The sequence below is a fragment of the Variovorax sp. VaC1 genome, assembly GCF_043658315.1.
GTDB lineage: Bacteria > Pseudomonadota > Gammaproteobacteria > Burkholderiales > Burkholderiaceae_C > Variovorax.
Window position 1 is genome coordinate 298,159 of the sequence record NZ_JBIGLT010000006.1, and the last position, 15,556, is coordinate 313,714.

15 protein-coding genes are annotated in these 15,556 nt (G+C 65.1%); 7 read left to right on the plus strand and 8 right to left on the minus strand.

Annotated features, from left to right (window positions below):
* Nucleotides 1-12: 12 nt before the first annotated feature.
* From ACGLHS_RS24355 to ACGLHS_RS24370, 4 genes are all read right to left on the minus strand, one after another.
* A complete protein-coding gene (locus ACGLHS_RS24355) occupies nt 13-864 on the minus strand; it encodes a carbohydrate ABC transporter permease (RefSeq protein WP_394483966.1) in 852 nt (283 codons plus the stop codon).
* Nucleotides 861-1,742 (minus strand): carbohydrate ABC transporter permease, encoded by an 882-nt coding sequence (locus ACGLHS_RS24360; RefSeq protein WP_093238972.1) that lies wholly within the window; start codon nt 1,740-1,742, stop codon nt 861-863. The genes ACGLHS_RS24355 and ACGLHS_RS24360 overlap by 4 nt, the downstream gene beginning before the upstream one ends.
* Nucleotides 1,743-1,782: 40 nt before the next feature.
* Nucleotides 1,783-3,165, minus strand: a complete 1,383-nt coding sequence (locus ACGLHS_RS24365; protein ID WP_093238970.1) for an ABC transporter substrate-binding protein — start codon at nt 3,163-3,165, stop codon at nt 1,783-1,785.
* A gap of 103 nt (nt 3,166-3,268) precedes the next feature.
* Entirely contained in the window at nt 3,269-4,012 is a 744-nt protein-coding gene (locus ACGLHS_RS24370) for a FadR/GntR family transcriptional regulator (protein ID WP_093238969.1), read from the minus strand.
* A gap of 147 nt (nt 4,013-4,159) precedes the next feature.
* On the opposite strand from ACGLHS_RS24370, the gene ACGLHS_RS24375 reads away from it, so the two are divergent.
* From ACGLHS_RS24375 to ACGLHS_RS24395, 5 genes are all read left to right on the plus strand, one after another.
* Nucleotides 4,160-5,896, plus strand: coding sequence for an IlvD/Edd family dehydratase (locus ACGLHS_RS24375; protein WP_093238967.1), 1,737 nt, complete (start codon nt 4,160-4,162; stop codon nt 5,894-5,896).
* A complete protein-coding gene (locus ACGLHS_RS24380; RefSeq protein WP_394483970.1) occupies nt 5,897-6,805 on the plus strand; it encodes a 2-dehydro-3-deoxygalactonokinase in 909 nt (302 codons plus the stop codon). It begins immediately after the preceding gene.
* A complete protein-coding gene (locus ACGLHS_RS24385; protein WP_394483972.1) occupies nt 6,802-7,443 on the plus strand; it encodes a 2-dehydro-3-deoxy-6-phosphogalactonate aldolase in 642 nt (213 codons plus the stop codon). Before ACGLHS_RS24380 ends, ACGLHS_RS24385 begins: the two co-directional genes overlap by 4 nt.
* Nucleotides 7,443-8,231: an aldolase gene (locus ACGLHS_RS24390; protein ID WP_394484348.1), complete on the plus strand. Its 789-nt coding sequence runs from the start codon at nt 7,443-7,445 to the stop codon at nt 8,229-8,231. The genes ACGLHS_RS24385 and ACGLHS_RS24390 overlap by 1 nt, the downstream gene beginning before the upstream one ends.
* Nucleotides 8,232-8,450: 219 nt before the next feature.
* Nucleotides 8,451-8,774: a hypothetical protein gene (locus ACGLHS_RS24395; RefSeq protein WP_093238961.1), complete on the plus strand. Its 324-nt coding sequence runs from the start codon at nt 8,451-8,453 to the stop codon at nt 8,772-8,774.
* A 69-nt stretch (nt 8,775-8,843) separates the two neighbouring features.
* Here the strand turns inward: ACGLHS_RS24395 and ACGLHS_RS24400 are convergent, their stop codons facing one another.
* The 4 genes from ACGLHS_RS24400 to ACGLHS_RS24415 all read right to left on the minus strand — a co-directional run bounded on the left by ACGLHS_RS24400 (nt 8,844) and on the right by ACGLHS_RS24415 (nt 12,941).
* Complete coding sequence (locus tag ACGLHS_RS24400) at nt 8,844-9,560, minus strand: SDR family oxidoreductase (protein ID WP_394483974.1); 717 nt, start codon at nt 9,558-9,560, stop codon at nt 8,844-8,846.
* Nucleotides 9,561-9,586: 26 nt separating this feature from the next.
* Nucleotides 9,587-11,020: an MATE family efflux transporter gene (locus ACGLHS_RS24405; RefSeq protein ID WP_394483976.1), complete on the minus strand. Its 1,434-nt coding sequence runs from the start codon at nt 11,018-11,020 to the stop codon at nt 9,587-9,589.
* A 30-nt stretch (nt 11,021-11,050) separates the two neighbouring features.
* On the minus strand, nt 11,051-12,376 hold the full coding sequence (locus ACGLHS_RS24410) for an MFS transporter (protein WP_394483978.1): 1,326 nt from the start codon (nt 12,374-12,376) through the stop codon (nt 11,051-11,053).
* A gap of 109 nt (nt 12,377-12,485) precedes the next feature.
* Nucleotides 12,486-12,941 carry a MarR family winged helix-turn-helix transcriptional regulator gene (locus tag ACGLHS_RS24415; RefSeq protein ID WP_394483980.1) on the minus strand — a complete coding sequence of 152 codons (456 nt, stop codon included), beginning with the start codon at nt 12,939-12,941 and terminating at the stop codon, nt 12,486-12,488.
* Nucleotides 12,942-13,016: 75 nt separating this feature from the next.
* Between ACGLHS_RS24415 and ACGLHS_RS24420 the strand changes: the two genes are divergently transcribed.
* Together ACGLHS_RS24420 and ACGLHS_RS24425 are read left to right on the plus strand one after the other, a co-directional pair.
* Complete coding sequence (locus tag ACGLHS_RS24420; RefSeq protein WP_394483982.1) at nt 13,017-13,568, plus strand: PaaI family thioesterase; 552 nt, start codon at nt 13,017-13,019, stop codon at nt 13,566-13,568.
* Nucleotides 13,569-13,939: 371 nt separating this feature from the next.
* Entirely contained in the window at nt 13,940-15,265 is a 1,326-nt protein-coding gene (locus ACGLHS_RS24425) for a hypothetical protein (protein ID WP_394483984.1), read from the plus strand.
* Nucleotides 15,266-15,556: the final 291 nt, after the last annotated feature.

Below are 15,556 nucleotides of genomic sequence, written 5' to 3' on the forward strand. Positions count from 1 at the left end.
CCCTGAAATCGTTCAGCTCTTGACGGCGCCTGCAGTGAGGCCACCGACCATGTAGCGCTTGAATGCGTAGTAGATGGCCGCGGGCGGCAGTGCGTAGATCAGCCCGGTGGCCATCAACAACTCCCACGGTGAATCGTCGGCCGACAGGAAATTGCCCAGCGCCACGGCCAGCGTCACGCTCTTGTCGTTCGACAGCAGCAGAAAGGCATACAGGTACTCGTTCCACGCCAGCAGCAGCGAGTACGTGCCCACCGCCACCAGCGACGGCACCATCAGCGGCAGGTACACGAGGCGGAACAGCTGCAACGGCGAGGCGCCGTCCATGCGCGCGGCCTCGTCCAGCTCGTAGGGCAGCTTGTCGGAGGCCTGCTTGAGCACCCAGATGCAGTACGGCGAAGCGATCGTCACCATCGCCAGGATCAGTGCCCACTGGCTGTTGAGCAGCCCGTAGTTGCCCATCGTCTTGTACATGGGCACGGCCAGGAAGGCGGCGGGAATGAAGTAGGTGAAGAGCGCCAGATTCATCACCGTGCGGCCACCCCTCACGCGCAGCCGGCTGATCGCGAACGCGGCCGTGGTCGCCACCAGCAACGTGAGCGCACCCACCGACAGCGCGATCACCAGCGAGTTCCACAGCTGCAGCCAGAAGTGGTCGAGGTAGAAGTGCTTCTGCTGGAACACGATGCGGAAGTTGTCCAGCGTCGGGTTCTTGGGCCACAGATGGCCCGAGGTCGCCGAGTCTTTCGACGAGATCGCAAACAGCACCATGTGGTAGACCGGAATCAGCGTCCACAGCAGCACCGGAATGCCGATCAGCAGCAGCTTGGCCTCGGTCAGCACGGCCTTGGGAGTCCAGCGCTTCATTTCGAGAGCCTCTTCATCATGAAGTACACAAGAGGCAGCACGAGTGGCAATGCCACCACGATGGATGCCATCGACAAGTCGACCTGGTCGAGCCGCAGGTAGCGGATGCCCAGCGTGGCCAGCACGTGCGTCAGGTCGGCGGGGCCGCCGCCGGTCAGCAGGTACACGCTGTTGAAATCGCCCAGCGTCCAGATCATCGAAAGAATGAGCGAGGTGATGTAGAGCGTCTTGAGCGCCGGCCAGCTTACGAAGCGGAACTTCTGCCACGACGAGGCGCCGTCCACCGACGCGGCCTCGTACTGCTCCGTCGGAATGGCCAGTCGCCCCGCCACCAGGATCAGCGTCCAGAACGGCAGCGACTTCCACACGTGCACCACCATCGCGAAGGCCAGTGCCAGCGCAGGGTCGTTCAGCCAGTTGGGGCCGTCGGCGCCGGTCAGGCGAAAGATGGTGCTGTTGATCACGCCCCACTCCGGGTTGAGCATGAAGCGGATCGACAGGATGGTCGGGATCGACGGCATCGCCCACGGCAGGATGAAGATCGCCGAGACGATCTTGATCCACCAGCGCGAGGTCACGAAAAAGCCCGACAGCACGAGTGCCACGAGCATCTTGAGGTTGATCGCCACGACCAGGAACACGGCCGTGTTGATCACCGAGCGGAAGAAGATCGGGTCTTCGACCAGCTTCACGTAGCTTTGCGGATGGCGCGCGAGCCACAGCCCGTACCCCACCGGATAGAGCACGAACACCACGAACACCAGCAGGTAGGGCACGACCATCACCGCGCCCCAGAACTGCCAGCGCGCATGCCGTGCTCCGGGATTGACAACAGGCGCCGGGGACGGCGCGGCGGTGGCAGTGGCGGTAGAGCTCATGCGAAGAAGCCGCTGGTGTGGGTGATGCCGTGCCGCGGGCTTACTGCGCCGCCACCGTCTTGATGCGCGCGATCATCTCGTCGACCGCCTTGTCCACCGGCACCTTGTCGGTGACGATGCGGCTCATGGTCTTGGCCCACACGTTCTCGTTGTTCAGCACGGTGAACTTGTAGTTCTTGGTGAACTCGAAGGTCACGGTGCCGGCCGCGTACTGGTTGTAGACCGACAGGCGATGCGGATCGGCCTTCCAGAAGTCGCGCTGCTGGGCGGCCTTGGTGACGGGGAACCAGCGACCCAGTGAGCCCTCGACGTACGGCGTGAGGTTTTCTTCCTGCAGCAGGAAGGCCACGAACTCCTTGGCGCGCGCCTTGTTCTTGGCGTCCTTGAACACCACGCCGGTCTTCACCGCCGTGCGGTAGACCATCTTGCTGCCATCGGGCTTGTTCGGAAAACCGGCGGTGCGGATGCGCTCGGTGTAGTTCTTACGCGCTTCCTCGCGCTGCTCGGGCGTGAGCGAGGCGTTGGTCGAATCGTCGAGCCACTTGGCGGCGATGGAGATGGTCGCGTTGTGCGTCATCACGGTCGTCTTGTTGTGGAACGCGACGTTGTTGTCCGGGTCTTTCCAGCTCGTCGACGACGGCGGCGTGCAGCCCTTGGTGTACGGCGCGGTGTAGTCGGTCATGGCGCCGATCAGGCCGGTGCGCACCTTCGGGTCATCGACCAGCAACTTGCCGTTGTCGTCCACCAGCTTGACGTTGTAGGCGTCCATGAAGGTCAGGAACGAATAGAACGCATCGCTCGAATCCACGCCCATCGGCTGGCCGATGCCGAAGGTGCGCTTGCCCGTTGCCTTGCGGCTGCCGGGCTGCACCTTGTCGCACCAGAAGGACCAGTAGTCCTTCCAGTTGGTGGGCACGTCGGACTCCTTGAAGCCGGCCTCGGCGAGCATGTCGATCCAGTACTCGATATGCATCGTCTGCTGCTTGATGGGGAAGGCGTAGTAGGCCTTGGCCTTCGTCTGGTTGTTGTAGAGGTACGTGGTCTCCAGCGTGTTGGGCGCGAAGCGGTCCTTCATGGGCGTGAGCACGCTGCCGATGTCTTCGAGCTTGCCGTCGTAGGCCCACTTGCCCGTGACCTGGAAGTCGTACACGTCGGCGTACGCCACGTCGGGCGGGCTGCCGGAGTCGAGCGCGGACACGGTCTTCGGAATCATGTCCTGCACCGGGTACTGCGACAGCTCGATCTTCACGTTCTTGTTCTTTTCCTCGAACTTCTTGATGGCCGCGAACAAGGCGTCGTCTTCCGCCTTGTAGAAGCCCTTGACCCACCAGACGGTGAGCTTCTCCTGCGCCGCGGCGTTGCCCGCGGCTATCAGACCCAGCGCGACCAGCGTCGGCGCGATCAGCGACTTGACGAGTTTCATGGTTTGTCTCCTTCTTCTTGGGTGGAAATTGCTCGGGGCGCGAGCGTAGGGTGAAAGAACCGGATGCGAACTGCGGACAAACGCCTAGGCGGCGCCAGGGTGCCTAGCCGCCCTTGAGCCTGGGCGGGGGCCTGCTCAAACGGGGCAAGCGCCGGCGCGAGCCGAGCACGTCTTCGATGTCCTGGCGCGCGCCGTCGATGAGCCGGATGACCGCGCGCTCGGCCTTGGCCGGCTCGTGCGCGATCACGGCGTCGAGCACCGCGCGATGCATCGGCAGCGAGAGCGCGGGCCCATCGGGCTTGGCCGTCGATATCTCGAAGCTGGTGCGCAGCAACGCGTTGAGCGCCTTGCTCATCTGCGCGAGCATGCGGTTGTGCGCGGCGTTCAGCAGGCCGTTGTGAAAGCGCAGGTCGAAAGTGACGTAGTCGCCACCGTTTTCTATGGCGTCTTTCATGCCCGCGTAGGCGCCTTCGATTTCCTCGATGTCTTCGGCGCGCGCGCGCTGTGCCGCAAGGCGCACCGCCGCGGGCTCCACCACGCGGCGCAAGTCCTGCAGGTCGCGCAAGAACTCGGGCGTGAGTCCGGCGCGCGCCTGCCAGGTGATGACGTCGGGGTCGAACCAGTTCCACTTGTCCTTGGGCAGCACGCGCGTGCCGACCTTCGGCCCGGTGACGATCAGGCCCTTGGCCGCGAGCGACTTGATGGCCTCGCGCACCACGGTGCGGCTCACGCCGAGTTCTTCGCCCAGGATGGGCTCCGCAGGGATCGACGCACCGATCGCATAGCGCCCCGCCACCACGGCTTCACCGAGCAGCTCGAGCGTTCGACCGTGGATGTTCTTGACCATGCGATGTGAATTTCGGTATCTCGTCGTTCCAAAAAACCAAGGCTCTGGCAGGCCCTCCGCGCTTATCATATGATGATTGAAATTGCCCTCCGGCAGGACAAACCCTGAGGTTTGACGCCGCAAAATCAGCAATCGGAGACAAACCCCATGAGCACAATCCCCAAGAAAAAAACCAGCGAACTGCGCAGCCAGCAATGGTTCGGCCGCAACGACCGCGACGGCTTCATCTACCGAAGCTGGATGAAGGGCAAGGGCGTGCCGCACGACCAGTTCGACGGTCGCCCGGTCATCGGCATCTGCAACACCTTCAGCGAACTCACGCCCTGCAACTCGCACTTCCGCACGCTCGCGGAGCAAGTGAAGATCGGCGTGTACGAGGCGGGTGGCTTCCCGCTCGAGTTCCCCGTGATGTCGCTCGGCGAGACGCTGCTGCGCCCCACGGCCATGCTGTATCGCAACCTCGCGAGCATGGACGTCGAAGAGAGCATCCGCGGCAACCCGCTCGACGGCGTGGTGCTGCTCATGGGCTGCGACAAGACCACGCCCGCGCTGATGATGGGCGCGGCCAGCGTCGACCTGCCGACCATCGGCGTGTCGGGCGGCCCGATGCTTTCGGGCAAATGGCGCGGGCAAGAGCTGGGCTCGGGCACCGGCGTGTGGCAGATGAGCGAGCAGGTGCGCGCCGGCACGCTCAAGCTGCAGGACTTCTTCGAGGCCGAGAGCTGCATGCACCGCAGCCACGGCCACTGCATGACGATGGGCACGGCGAGCACCATGGCCAGCATGGTCGAGGCGCTGGGCATCGGCCTGCCGGGCAATGCCGCCTACCCTGCCGTCGATGGCCGCCGCAACGTGCTGGCGCGCCAGGCGGGCCGGCGCATCGTCGGCATGGTGCATGAAGACATGAACATGTCGAAGATCCTCACGCGCCAGGCGATCGAGAACGCGATCAAGGTCAACGCGGCCATCGGCGGCTCGACCAACCTCGTGATCCACCTGCTGGCCATCGCGGGCCGCATCGGCGTGGACCTGACGCTCGACGACTTCGACCGCCTCGCTTCCGAGCTGCCCTGCCTGGTGAACCTGCAGCCCTCGGGCCAGTTCCTGATGGAAGACTTCTGCTACGCGGGCGGCCTGCCGGTGGTCATCAAGGAAATCGCGGATCACCTGCACAAGGACATCCTCACGGTCACCGGCCAGAGCGTGTGGGAGAACGTGAAGGACGCCGAGAACTACAACCCGCAAGTCATCCGCACGCAGGCCGAGCCCTTCAAGGACAAGGCCGGCATCTGCGTGCTGCGCGGCAACCTCGCGCCCAACGGCGCGATCATCAAGCCCAGTGCGGCCACGCCCGAGCTGCTGGTGCACAAGGGCCGCGCGGTGGTGTTCGAAAGCGCGGACGACCTGCACAAGCGCATCGACGACGAGAACCTCGACATCGACGAGCACTGCATCATGGTGCTCAAGAACTGCGGGCCCAAGGGCTACCCCGGCATGGCCGAGGCGGGCAACATGCCACTGCCGCCGAAGGTGCTGCGCAAGGGCATCACCGACATGGTCCGCATCAGCGATGCACGCATGAGCGGCACGGCCTACGGCACCGTGGTGCTGCACACCGCACCCGAAGCAGCCGCCGGCGGGCCGCTGGCACTGGTGCAAGACGGCGACATCGTCGAGCTCGACGTGCCCAACCGCAAGCTGCACCTGCATGTGAGCGACGAAGAGCTGGCACGCCGGCGCGAGAAGTGGGTGGCGCCCAAGGCGCCGCTCGACTCGGGCTACTGGAAGCTCTACGTCGACACGGTGCTGCAAGCCGACCAGGGCGCGGACCTGAACTTTCTTCGTGGTCGCCGCGGGGCCTTCGTGCCGCGCGACAATCATTGAATGACAAGACTGGTAGCAATCGACTGGGGCACAAGTTCACTGCGCGGCGCGCTGCTCGACGCTGACGGCAAAGTGCTCGAAGAGCGCAGCGATGCGCGCGGCATCCTCACCGTGCCCGAAGGCGGCTTCCCCGCCGTTTTTCAAACGCTTTTTGGCGACTGGATGCAGGCCGAAGGCACGCGTTGCCTGATCTCCGGCATGGCCGGCAGCAAGCAGGGCTGGGTCGAGGCGCCGTATTGCGCCTGCCCCGCGGGGCGCGTCGAAGTGGGCCGCAAGATCATCGGCATCGACGCCATTCCCGGTGCGCGCATCGCGATCGTGCCGGGCCTGAGCGACGCGCACGACGGCGTGCCCGACGTGATGCGCGGCGAAGAAGTGCAGATCTTCGGCGCCATGACGCTCACCGGCCTTGCCGATGGCGTCTTCGTGCTGCCCGGCACCCACAACAAGTGGGCCACGGTAAGCAAGGGCCGCGTGACCGGCTTTCGCACCTACATGACGGGCGAGTTCTACGCGCTGCTGAGCCAGCATTCGATTCTTGCGCGCACGCTCGACGCGGCCGCGCCGCTCGACGAAGCCGCTTTTCTCGAAGGCGTGACGCGCTCCGGGAACGGCCATGGCCTGCTGCACAACGCCTTCGGCGCGCGCACGCTCGCCTTGTTCGAGTGCATGCCCAAGCAGGAGCTGTCGAGCTACCTCTCGGGCCTGCTGATCGGCGAAGAGCTGCGCACGCAGTCGCTGCACGCGGCCGGCGAGGTCGTGCTGATCGGCTCCCCCACCCTCACCCAGCGCTACACGCTGGCCCTGCGTGCCACCGGCGTCGCCACGCGCACGCTCGGTGCCGAGGCCACCTGGGCCGGACTGCATGCGCTGTCCGGCTTTCTGGCCGCAGACAACATCGCACCATGACCACTTCTCTCGAAAAATTCAGCGCAGCCATGCGCGAGCTGCCACTCGTGGCCATCCTGCGCGGGCTCTCGCCCGCCGAGGCCGCCGACGTGGGCGATGCCATCGTCGAGCCCGGCTTCAGGCTGCTCGAAGTGCCGCTCAATTCACCGCAGCCCCTGGACAGCATCGCGCTGATGCGCAAGCGCTTTCCGCAGGCGCTGGTCGGCGCGGGCACCGTGCTTTCCGCGCAGCAGGTGCGCGAGGTGCATGCCGCTGGCGGCGAGCTGATCGTGTCGCCCAACTTCAATGCCGAAGTCATTGCCGAAGCCGCGCGGCTCGGCATGGTCTGCCTGCCCGGCGTGATGACACCGACCGAGGCCTTCGGCGCACTCGCGGCCGGTGCCACCGGGCTCAAGCTGTTCCCCGCCGAACTGGCCTCGCCCGCCGTGGTGAAGGCGCTGCTGGCCGTGTTGCCCTCCGGCACGCCGGTGATGCCCGTGGGTGGCATCGCGCCCGCGAACATGGCCGTATGGCGCGCGGCGGGTGCGGCAGGCTTCGGCATCGGCTCCGCACTCTACAAGCCCGGCAAGCAAGCCACTGCGGTGCGTGACGATGCGAAGCAGTTCGTCGCGGCCTGGACGGGCCTGGCGCACGCCTGATCCCCCAGCCCAAGCCCCGACCCCAAAGAAAAACAGAAGGAGACCCCACGATGTCCGCCGATGCCACCTACGCCAGCCCCGTCGTGCGCCAGCTGCGTGAAGACCTCGCCCTTGCCTTGCGCGCCGCTGCCCATCACGGTTTGTCCGAAGGGGTCTGCAACCATTTCAGCGTGATGCTGCCAGGCACGCAAGACCGCTACCTCATCAACCCGCGCGGGCTGCATTGGAGCGAGATCGGCGCCGACGACATCGTGCTGATCGACGTGCACGGCGAGGTGCTCGCCGGCCGGCACCGCGTGGAGCCGACCGCGCTCTTCATCCACGGCGCGGTGCACCGGCTCACCGGCCACGCGGTGGTGCTGCATTGCCACATGCCCTATGCCACGGCGCTCACGCTCACGGTCGACCGCGCGCTCGACCCGACCGCGAGCCAGAACGCGATGCGCTACATGAACCGCATCGCCATCGACGCCGAATACAACGGCCTGGCGCTCGACGATGCGGAAGGCGAGCGCATCGCGCGCGCGATGTCGAGCAAAGACGTCGCCTTTCTTGCGAACCACGGCGTGATCGTCGCGGGCGCCACCATCGCGCATGCCTACGACGACCTGTACTACCTCGAGCGCGCATGCCTGCACCAGGTGATCGCGCAATCGACCGGGCGCCCGCTGGTGCCGGTGAACGCGAAGCTGGCCGCGCACGTGGCGGCGCAGATCCAGGGCGAGCGCGAGCAGTCGGACCTGTTCTTCGAGGCGCTGCGCCGGATGCTGCCGCCACCGCGCCGCTGAACGACTGAGCGACCGCTCTATCGACCCATCGACCTATGGCCGATGGAAGACGCCCGGTGGTGCTTTTCCGGCAGCAAAGCCCCCAGGATCGGCTGCGCGGCCCGTCTGCGTCCTACGCGCATGGGCTTACAGCTCTTCATCCGATTTCGCTCCAGCCTTACAACAACTTCACAAAAGGCCGCGAGGATGAAGCTTCCAAATCAAACCACTGGGGGATCAGTGAAAAAGCTTACTTTCGCAATCGGCGCTGCGGCCCTTCTGTCGCTGGCCACGCTCAGCATTCCGGCCCAGGCCCAGACGGGCGGCCGCTTCATCCAGGCGCAGGTCTACGTGGTGCCCGCACCGCCGCCGCCGCGCCGCCACTACTACGCGCCGCCACCGCCGCGCTACTACCACGGCCCGCGCTACTACCGTGGCCATGACCGCTACTACGACCACGGCCGCCGCTGGGACGACCGCCGCCACAGCGGTCGCCGCGACAACGACCATGACGGCGTGCCCAACCGCTACGACCGCCGGCCGAACAATCCTTACCGCTACTGATCTTCCGGCCTAGGCGGATCAACGACGACCCGGGTCGCGCGCCCGGGTTCTTCTTTGTGCGGCAGCGTTCTATGCCGCAGCGCGCGCGGGCGAAGCCGCATAGGCCGGCGCTTCGCTCGACAGGCCCTGCTTCAGTTGGCGCGTGACGGTGTCGGCCAGCACCTCGGGCTTGCCGGCTTCCATGCCTTCCAGCGCCTGGCGCGCCACGTCGTCGGGCGATGCCTTGGCGCCGGGCACGTGCGCGGCCATGTCGGTGTCCATGAAGGCCACGTGCAGGCTCGTGACCTGCGTGCCCTGCCCCGCCAGTTCGTTGCGCAAGCCATTGCTCAGCGACCACGCTGCCGACTTCGTCGTGCTGTAGGTGGCCACGCTGGGAAAGGTGGTCCAGCTCAAGGCCGACAGCACGTTGACCACGGCACCGCCACCGTTGGCCGCGAGCACGGGCGCGAAGGCCTTCGTCAGCGCCCAAGGGCCGAAGAAGTTGGTCTCGAACTCGGCACGCGCGGCATCGACGGCACCCGCGCCGAGCAGGTTCGATCCGCGAGAGATGCCGGCGTTGTTGACCAGCAGCGTGACGTCGCCGCAAGCACGCACGGCCGCCTCGATCTGCGTGGCTTGCGTCACGTCGAGCGCCACCGGCGTCACACCGGCGAGCGTGATGCGCTTCGGATCGCGCGCAGCGCCATAGACCTTGCGCGCGCCTGCCGCCAATGCGGCCTTGGCGAAAGCCAGTCCCAGCCCACGGTTCGCGCCGGTGATGAAGACAACGGAATCCTTGATTTTCACGGGAAGCCTTTCGGTGAGAAATTGATTCAGGCCTGCGCCACGCGGCGCAGCAATCCGGTGGTGCTGCGAGGCCAGCCCACGCGGCCGAACCATGCGCCGCCCGCGATGGCCGATGCGATCACGATGCCGTACACCACGAGCGCCACGCCTTGCGCCGCGAACACGCCGGTCAGGCCACCGCCCCAGCGCAATGCCAGCCACCCGCCGGTGCCCGCCACGGCCAGTCGCGCGATGTTGCCGAGCACCGGCCACAACAGCCGCCCCGCGCCCTGCGACGCGAAGTACAGCACCAGCCCGACACCGAAGAAGCCATACAGCGGCCCGACCACGCGCAGGTAGTGCGTGCCGGTTTCGAGCATCGCCGGGTCACTGCCGAACAGCAGCAGCCAGGGGCGTGGAAAGAACGCGGCCGCGAGCCCGATGGTTTCGGTCAGCGCAAAGGCGAGCCCTGCGCCGGCCCACGTGGCACGCAGCGCGCGCTCGCGTTGCCCGGCGCCCATGCAGGTGCCGACCATCGCGACCAGCGGCGCGCCGAGGCCGAACACCAGCGGCACCAACAGGTATTCGAGCCGCGATGCCGTGCCGTAGCCGGCCAGCGCGCCCGAACCGAAGTGCCCGGTCAGCGCGGTGGCAATGCCGATCGACAGGTTGGTCGCCACGGTCGACACCGCGCCCACCAGCCCGATGCGCAGGATGTCGCGGAACAGCGGCCAGCGCAGCTTGAGCGCCGCCATCGTGGGCCGCAGCAGGCTGCGCGGCGAACGCAGGTAGGTGATGAGCGCGATCGAGCCCAGCAGGTAGTACAGCAGCAGCGCCATCGCACCGCCCGCGATGCCCATGCCCGGCAGCGGCCCGACGCCGAAGATCAGCAGCGGCGATGCGGGAATGAGGAACACCACGCCCACCACCGTCACGTTGGCCGGCACCGACATGTTGCCGGTGCCGCGGATGATGGCCGAGAGCGAATTGAAGAGCCACACCAGCACCGCGCCCGCGAAGACCCAGTTGGAGTACGTGAGCGCTGCATCGAGCGCAGGGCCCGTGCCGCCCATGACGCCGTACAGCCAGCGCCCGCCGAACAGCAGCGCCAGCGTGAAGCACAGGCCGAAGCCCAGCGCGATGACGATGGCATGCCACACCAGCGCATCGGCATCGGCGCGCCGGCGCGCACCGAGCGCGCGCGCAATCGACGAAGCGATGCCGCCGCCCATCGCGCCGCTGGAGGTCATCTGCATCAGCATGACGATGGGAAACACCAGCGCCATGCCCGCGAGCGCATCGGTGCCGAGCTTGCCGACGAAGTAGGTTTCGATGAGGCCGACGGAGGCCTGCGCCACCATCACCAGCACGTTGGGCGCGGCAAGGCGCAGCAACGTGGGCACGATGGGCGCTTCGAGCAGGCGGCGCGTGCGGGGGTCGAGGTCGGCCGACGAGGCGGCGGAAGAAGTCGCGGTGGACATGGCGGTTGCGGGCGTTCGGTTGCGTGCGTATCAGGCGCGTGCCGCCGATGTCGATGCCGACGTCGAGGCTGGCGCACCGGTCTTGGCGGCCGGGCGGCGGATCAGCATCACGATCAGTGCGGCCACCAGGCAGGCTGCGCCGGCCGCGTAGAGCGCGGGGGTGTAGGTCAGCAGCAGCGTGCGCGCAAAGCCGGCACCGTAGGCGGCCGTGGCGGCGCCCAGTTGGTGCGCGGCGAAGACCCAGCCGAACACGAGGCCGACCTTGGCCGGGCCGAAGGCGGCACCGGCGAGCTTGACGGTCGGCGGCACGGTGGCGATCCAGTCGAGGCCGTAGAACATCGCGAAGATGCCCAGCCCGTAGATGGTGAACTCCGAATGCGGCAACCAGAACAGCGACAGCCCGCGCAGGCCGTAGTACCAGAAGAGCAGCTTGCGGTTGTCGTAGCGGTCCGAGAGCCAGCCCGAAAGAATGGTGCCCACGAAGTCGAAGGCGCCCATCATGGCCAGCACCGAAGCGGCGGGCACGGCGCCCATGCCGTTGTCGCCGCACAGCGAGATGAAGTGCGTCTGCACCAGGCCGTTGGTGCTGAGGCCGCAGATGAAGAAGGTGCCGGCCAGGATCCAGAAAGTGCGGTTGGTCGAGACTTCCTTCAGCACACGGAATGGCGTGGCGAAGTTCATGGGCGGCACTGCCGCGGCCGGCGCTGCGGGTTGGGTGCCGGGCGCTTCACCGTAGGGCAGCAGGCCGATGTCGGACGGCCGATTGCGCATGAGGCACAGCGCGAGCACGCCGATCAGGATGGTGCCGATCACGATCGGCACGATGGCCGAGCGCCAGCCCCAGTGTTCGATCATCCACGCCGCGAACGGCAGGAAGGCGAGTTGCCCCGTGGCCGAACTGGCCGTGAGCATGCCGATGACCAGGCCGCGGCGCGCCACGAACCAGCGGTTGGCCACCACCGCGCCGAGCACCAGCGCGGTCATGCCGGTGCCCAGGCCCAGCATCAGGCTCCACAAGAAGAAGAGCTGCCAGAGCTGCGAAGCCATGGTGACCAGCGCCATGCCCAGGCCGACGAGGGCAAGGCCGGTGCAGATCACTGCGCGCAGGCCATAGCGCTCCATCAGCACCGCGGCAAACGGGCCCATGAGCCCGAACAATGCGAAGCGCAGCGCGAGCGCCGACGAGATCTGCTCGGTGCTCCAGCCGAACTCCTTGCCCAGCGGCTGCAGCATGGCGCCCGGCAGACCCAGCGCGGCCGACATGGTCAGCATGGTCAGGAAGGTGATGGCGGCGACGATCCATCCGTAGTGGATGCCGCGGCGCTGGAGCCATGCGGAAACGGGGGTGGCGAACATGGGACCTCGGCTGTTGGAATGAGATATGGAGGAGGAAGGAGAAACGGGAAAAGCGGTGCCCGACGCGCCCATGCGCGGGAAGGGAATGGGGTGTTGCGGGGTGCCCGGTTCAGTCGCCGCTGTCGGGCCCGTCTTCGGTGCCGAGCAGTTCGAGCGACTCGTCGATCAGCAGGTGCAGCGCCAGCACGCGCTCGACCCCCAGCAGCGCATTGAGCTTCTGCTGCGCGGTCTTCCAGTGCTGCTGCGCTTCGCGCCATTTGTCTTCGCCTTCGGGCGTGAGCGCCACCAGCCGGCTGCGCGCATCGGCACCGGCTGTCTGCTCTACCCAGCCGGCGGCGATCAGCGGCTGCAGGTTGCGGCTCAACGTGGAAGCGGTCATCTTGAGTTCGGCCGCGAAGTCGACCGGGCGCGTGGCACCCAGCCGCTTGAGGTGCGACAGCAGCGAGTACTGCGTGGTCTTCAGGCCGCTTTGCGACACCTCGGCGTCGTAGTGCTGCGAGAGGCGTCGCATCAGTTGCCGCACCTTGAAACTGGTGCAGCCGCGGGGTTTGGTCTGGATGTCCATGGGGTATTATTGTATGTGCAACCATTGCATATACAACTTACCCACCACGCCAAAGCCCCCAGAAGGAACACAGGCATGACGACGAACCCCATCAACCTGCTCGACGCATGGATCGCCGAAGAGCGACAGATCACCGACCGCCTCGACGGCGGCCCTGGCCCCGGCCTGGCCCGCCCCGACCAGCTCGCGGGCAAGACCGGCCTCGAAATCATGCAGGCCATGCTGAACGGCGACATCCCCTACGCCGCGATCGCCAAGACGCTGGACTTCACCATCCTGTCGGTGAGCAAGGGCGTGGCCGTGTTCCAGGGCACGCCGCTGCCGCAGCACCTGAACCCGCTGGGCACCATCCACGGCGGCTGGGTCGCCACCCTGCTCGATTCGGCGTTGGGCTGCTCGGTCCACACGATGATGCCGCCCGGCCGCGCCTACACGACCGCCGAACTTGGCGTGAACTATGTGAAGGGCCTCACGCCCAAGGTGCAGCGTGTGCGCGCCGAGGGCAAGGTGATCCATTGCGGCAAGCAACTTGCCACCGCCGAGGCGCGCCTGTTCGGACCTGATGGCACGCTGTACGCGCACGCGACGACGACCTGCCTGGTGTTCGAGATTCCGCCGGCACGATAGAGCGGCGCCTCACGTATGAAGATGTGATCGTATTAACAGCGAGTACCGAATCGGGCGAAACCGGAAATGGCGAATGCTAGTGCGGAGTTACAGAGAGACTAGGCCCACTGAATCTCGTCGACGCACTTGGTATCGACTACGACAAAGAAAACAGAATTGCGTTTGAAGAGCCATGGTTACTCATATGCAGGGCCAAGCAAGAAAACAACGACGCCGATTTCCGTTTTCATCGCCTCATTTCCATCCGCCGCTCCGATCATCTGAGGCCGAATCGCTTCGACTCTATGGGTCAGGTCAGCGATCCCCGCACACGTTATTGTCCTGTTCCCGCTCGTGGTGAGACGGGTCGTACTCCTGAAGGGATCAGAGGAATGATTGAAGCGTTTTTGATTGCTGCGGAATCTTGGCTTTGTGACGGTTACTGGAGTGACATTCGATATGTCGCAGAAAGAGGATCGACCGGTATCAACCTTTGGCAAGCGTCGATTCATCTCAGCCCGTTGAGACCCAACATCGACTCGAATTTTCAGATCGCGACATCCCGCCTCGTCGCTGGGCAAGTACAGCGACTAGTTAAAAAAAAAGCGGAAGTCCTGGGGCTGCTCCGTGAGGCCATCGGTGGTCGCATCGAAACTCACGACCAAGAGCTAAAGTTACAAGTCCTAGACTATTCCTCCGAAATGGCACTTCGGGATCACTGGTACTCCACGCTTCATCTCTCGATGCTCTCCGACCACAATGAGATGCCACTGAGCACCAATTTGGCGGAAATCGACAATGCGCTAAGGATGGAGGGGCTGCCATTCGACGGACTGGTTGACCTGTGTGGATGGCTGGGTCTGCAAACACCAGGGACGGGAGCCGCGCCACAGATTCATTTGCGGGTGGCCCCCCCGTGCGACCTGATCATTGCGGCATCTTCTTTGAAACAGAACAGATTCAAGTTAACGTTCCACGCGCATCCGACTTTCAAAGCCGACCGAATGAACGTAGCTATCCGCGTGGCTCCTGGGCAGGGTCTAGCAGCAAGAAAGCAAGTTGCGGATCAAGTCCGCTGGCGCCGGCCCAAAAGCGGACTGCGTGTGGGAGTGGCTGAGGTCGAAGTGGCAGACGCCGACTCCGCACTTGCCATGCTAATGATTGATGGCACAAGCGTGCGGCGCCAATGGTTCGTTGACCCAGATAAGGCCCGAAATAGTCGACTGTTTGCTATTCAGCATTTCGACAAAGACCTTCGAATGATTCGGTCGGCCGTCTTCGAAACAACAGAGTCTGCGAAGTTCGAACGGGGTGTAGCAGCCCTCTTATTTTTGCTCGGATTCACCCCCGCAATTCCGCTTGAGACAGACTCTCCAGACATCGTGGCAACTACACCGGGTGGGCGAGTTGTCATAGTCGAGTGCACAACGAAGGTCGCGGACTTTGTGTCGAAGGTGGGCAAGCTGGTTGACCGGCGAACCTCCTTGGTTCGCGCCCTGACGGAAAACCACCATCCTCATCCTGTATCAGCGGCACTAGTTTGCAGGGTTCCTCGCGAACAGATCGCCAACCAAGACCAAGCGCTCCGGCATGGAATCATTTTGCTAACCAGCGAGGATCTCGCCGCCGCATTTGATCGCACCCTTGTGCCCGGAGATCCAGATGCATTGCTTCAGGAGGCATTGGCGCGTCTACCAGAGAGTCGCGCGGCGCAATAGGCTGGAGCCCCGAGCATTGGCGGACGCCCATTGACCTGTTTTTGAACGGCGTAGCACCCCGAAATTTCGCTACGTGCCAATACATGGCCGACAGATGTCGGCTTTTTTGTTGCCTCGCCCTCAACAATCTGGGACATACGCACTCACTTCACCTACCGATTGAGTAGGCCTTCGACCCGTAAGTCCAAAGGCAACGCGCTTCCTCCCCTCAGTGATAATTATTCTCATCGGCCCGCAGGCTCGCTCTGCCGCCGATGCATTCCAGAACACGTCACTGCTCCCGGAGGATCC

What these genes read in the sequence shown, in the direction of transcription:
- ACGLHS_RS24355 (WP_394483966.1), bottom strand. Translation starts at nt 864, where the DNA reads ATGAAGCGCTGGACTCCCAAGGCCGTGCTGACCGAGGCCAAGCTGCTG.
- ACGLHS_RS24360 (WP_093238972.1), bottom strand. Translation starts at nt 1,742, where the DNA reads ATGAGCTCTACCGCCACTGCCACCGCCGCGCCGTCCCCGGCGCCTGTT.
- ACGLHS_RS24365 (WP_093238970.1), bottom strand. Translation starts at nt 3,165, where the DNA reads ATGAAACTCGTCAAGTCGCTGATCGCGCCGACGCTGGTCGCGCTGGGT.
- ACGLHS_RS24370 (WP_093238969.1), bottom strand. Translation starts at nt 4,012, where the DNA reads ATGGTCAAGAACATCCACGGTCGAACGCTCGAGCTGCTCGGTGAAGCC.
- ACGLHS_RS24375 (WP_093238967.1), top strand. Translation starts at nt 4,160, where the DNA reads ATGAGCACAATCCCCAAGAAAAAAACCAGCGAACTGCGCAGCCAGCAA.
- ACGLHS_RS24380 (WP_394483970.1), top strand. Translation starts at nt 5,897, where the DNA reads ATGACAAGACTGGTAGCAATCGACTGGGGCACAAGTTCACTGCGCGGC.
- ACGLHS_RS24385 (WP_394483972.1), top strand. Translation starts at nt 6,802, where the DNA reads ATGACCACTTCTCTCGAAAAATTCAGCGCAGCCATGCGCGAGCTGCCA.
- ACGLHS_RS24405 (WP_394483976.1), bottom strand. Translation starts at nt 11,020, where the DNA reads ATGTCCACCGCGACTTCTTCCGCCGCCTCGTCGGCCGACCTCGACCCC.
- ACGLHS_RS24410 (WP_394483978.1), bottom strand. Translation starts at nt 12,376, where the DNA reads ATGTTCGCCACCCCCGTTTCCGCATGGCTCCAGCGCCGCGGCATCCAC.
- ACGLHS_RS24415 (WP_394483980.1), bottom strand. Translation starts at nt 12,941, where the DNA reads ATGGACATCCAGACCAAACCCCGCGGCTGCACCAGTTTCAAGGTGCGG.
- ACGLHS_RS24420 (WP_394483982.1), top strand. Translation starts at nt 13,017, where the DNA reads ATGACGACGAACCCCATCAACCTGCTCGACGCATGGATCGCCGAAGAG.
- ACGLHS_RS24425 (WP_394483984.1), top strand. Translation starts at nt 13,940, where the DNA reads ATGATTGAAGCGTTTTTGATTGCTGCGGAATCTTGGCTTTGTGACGGT.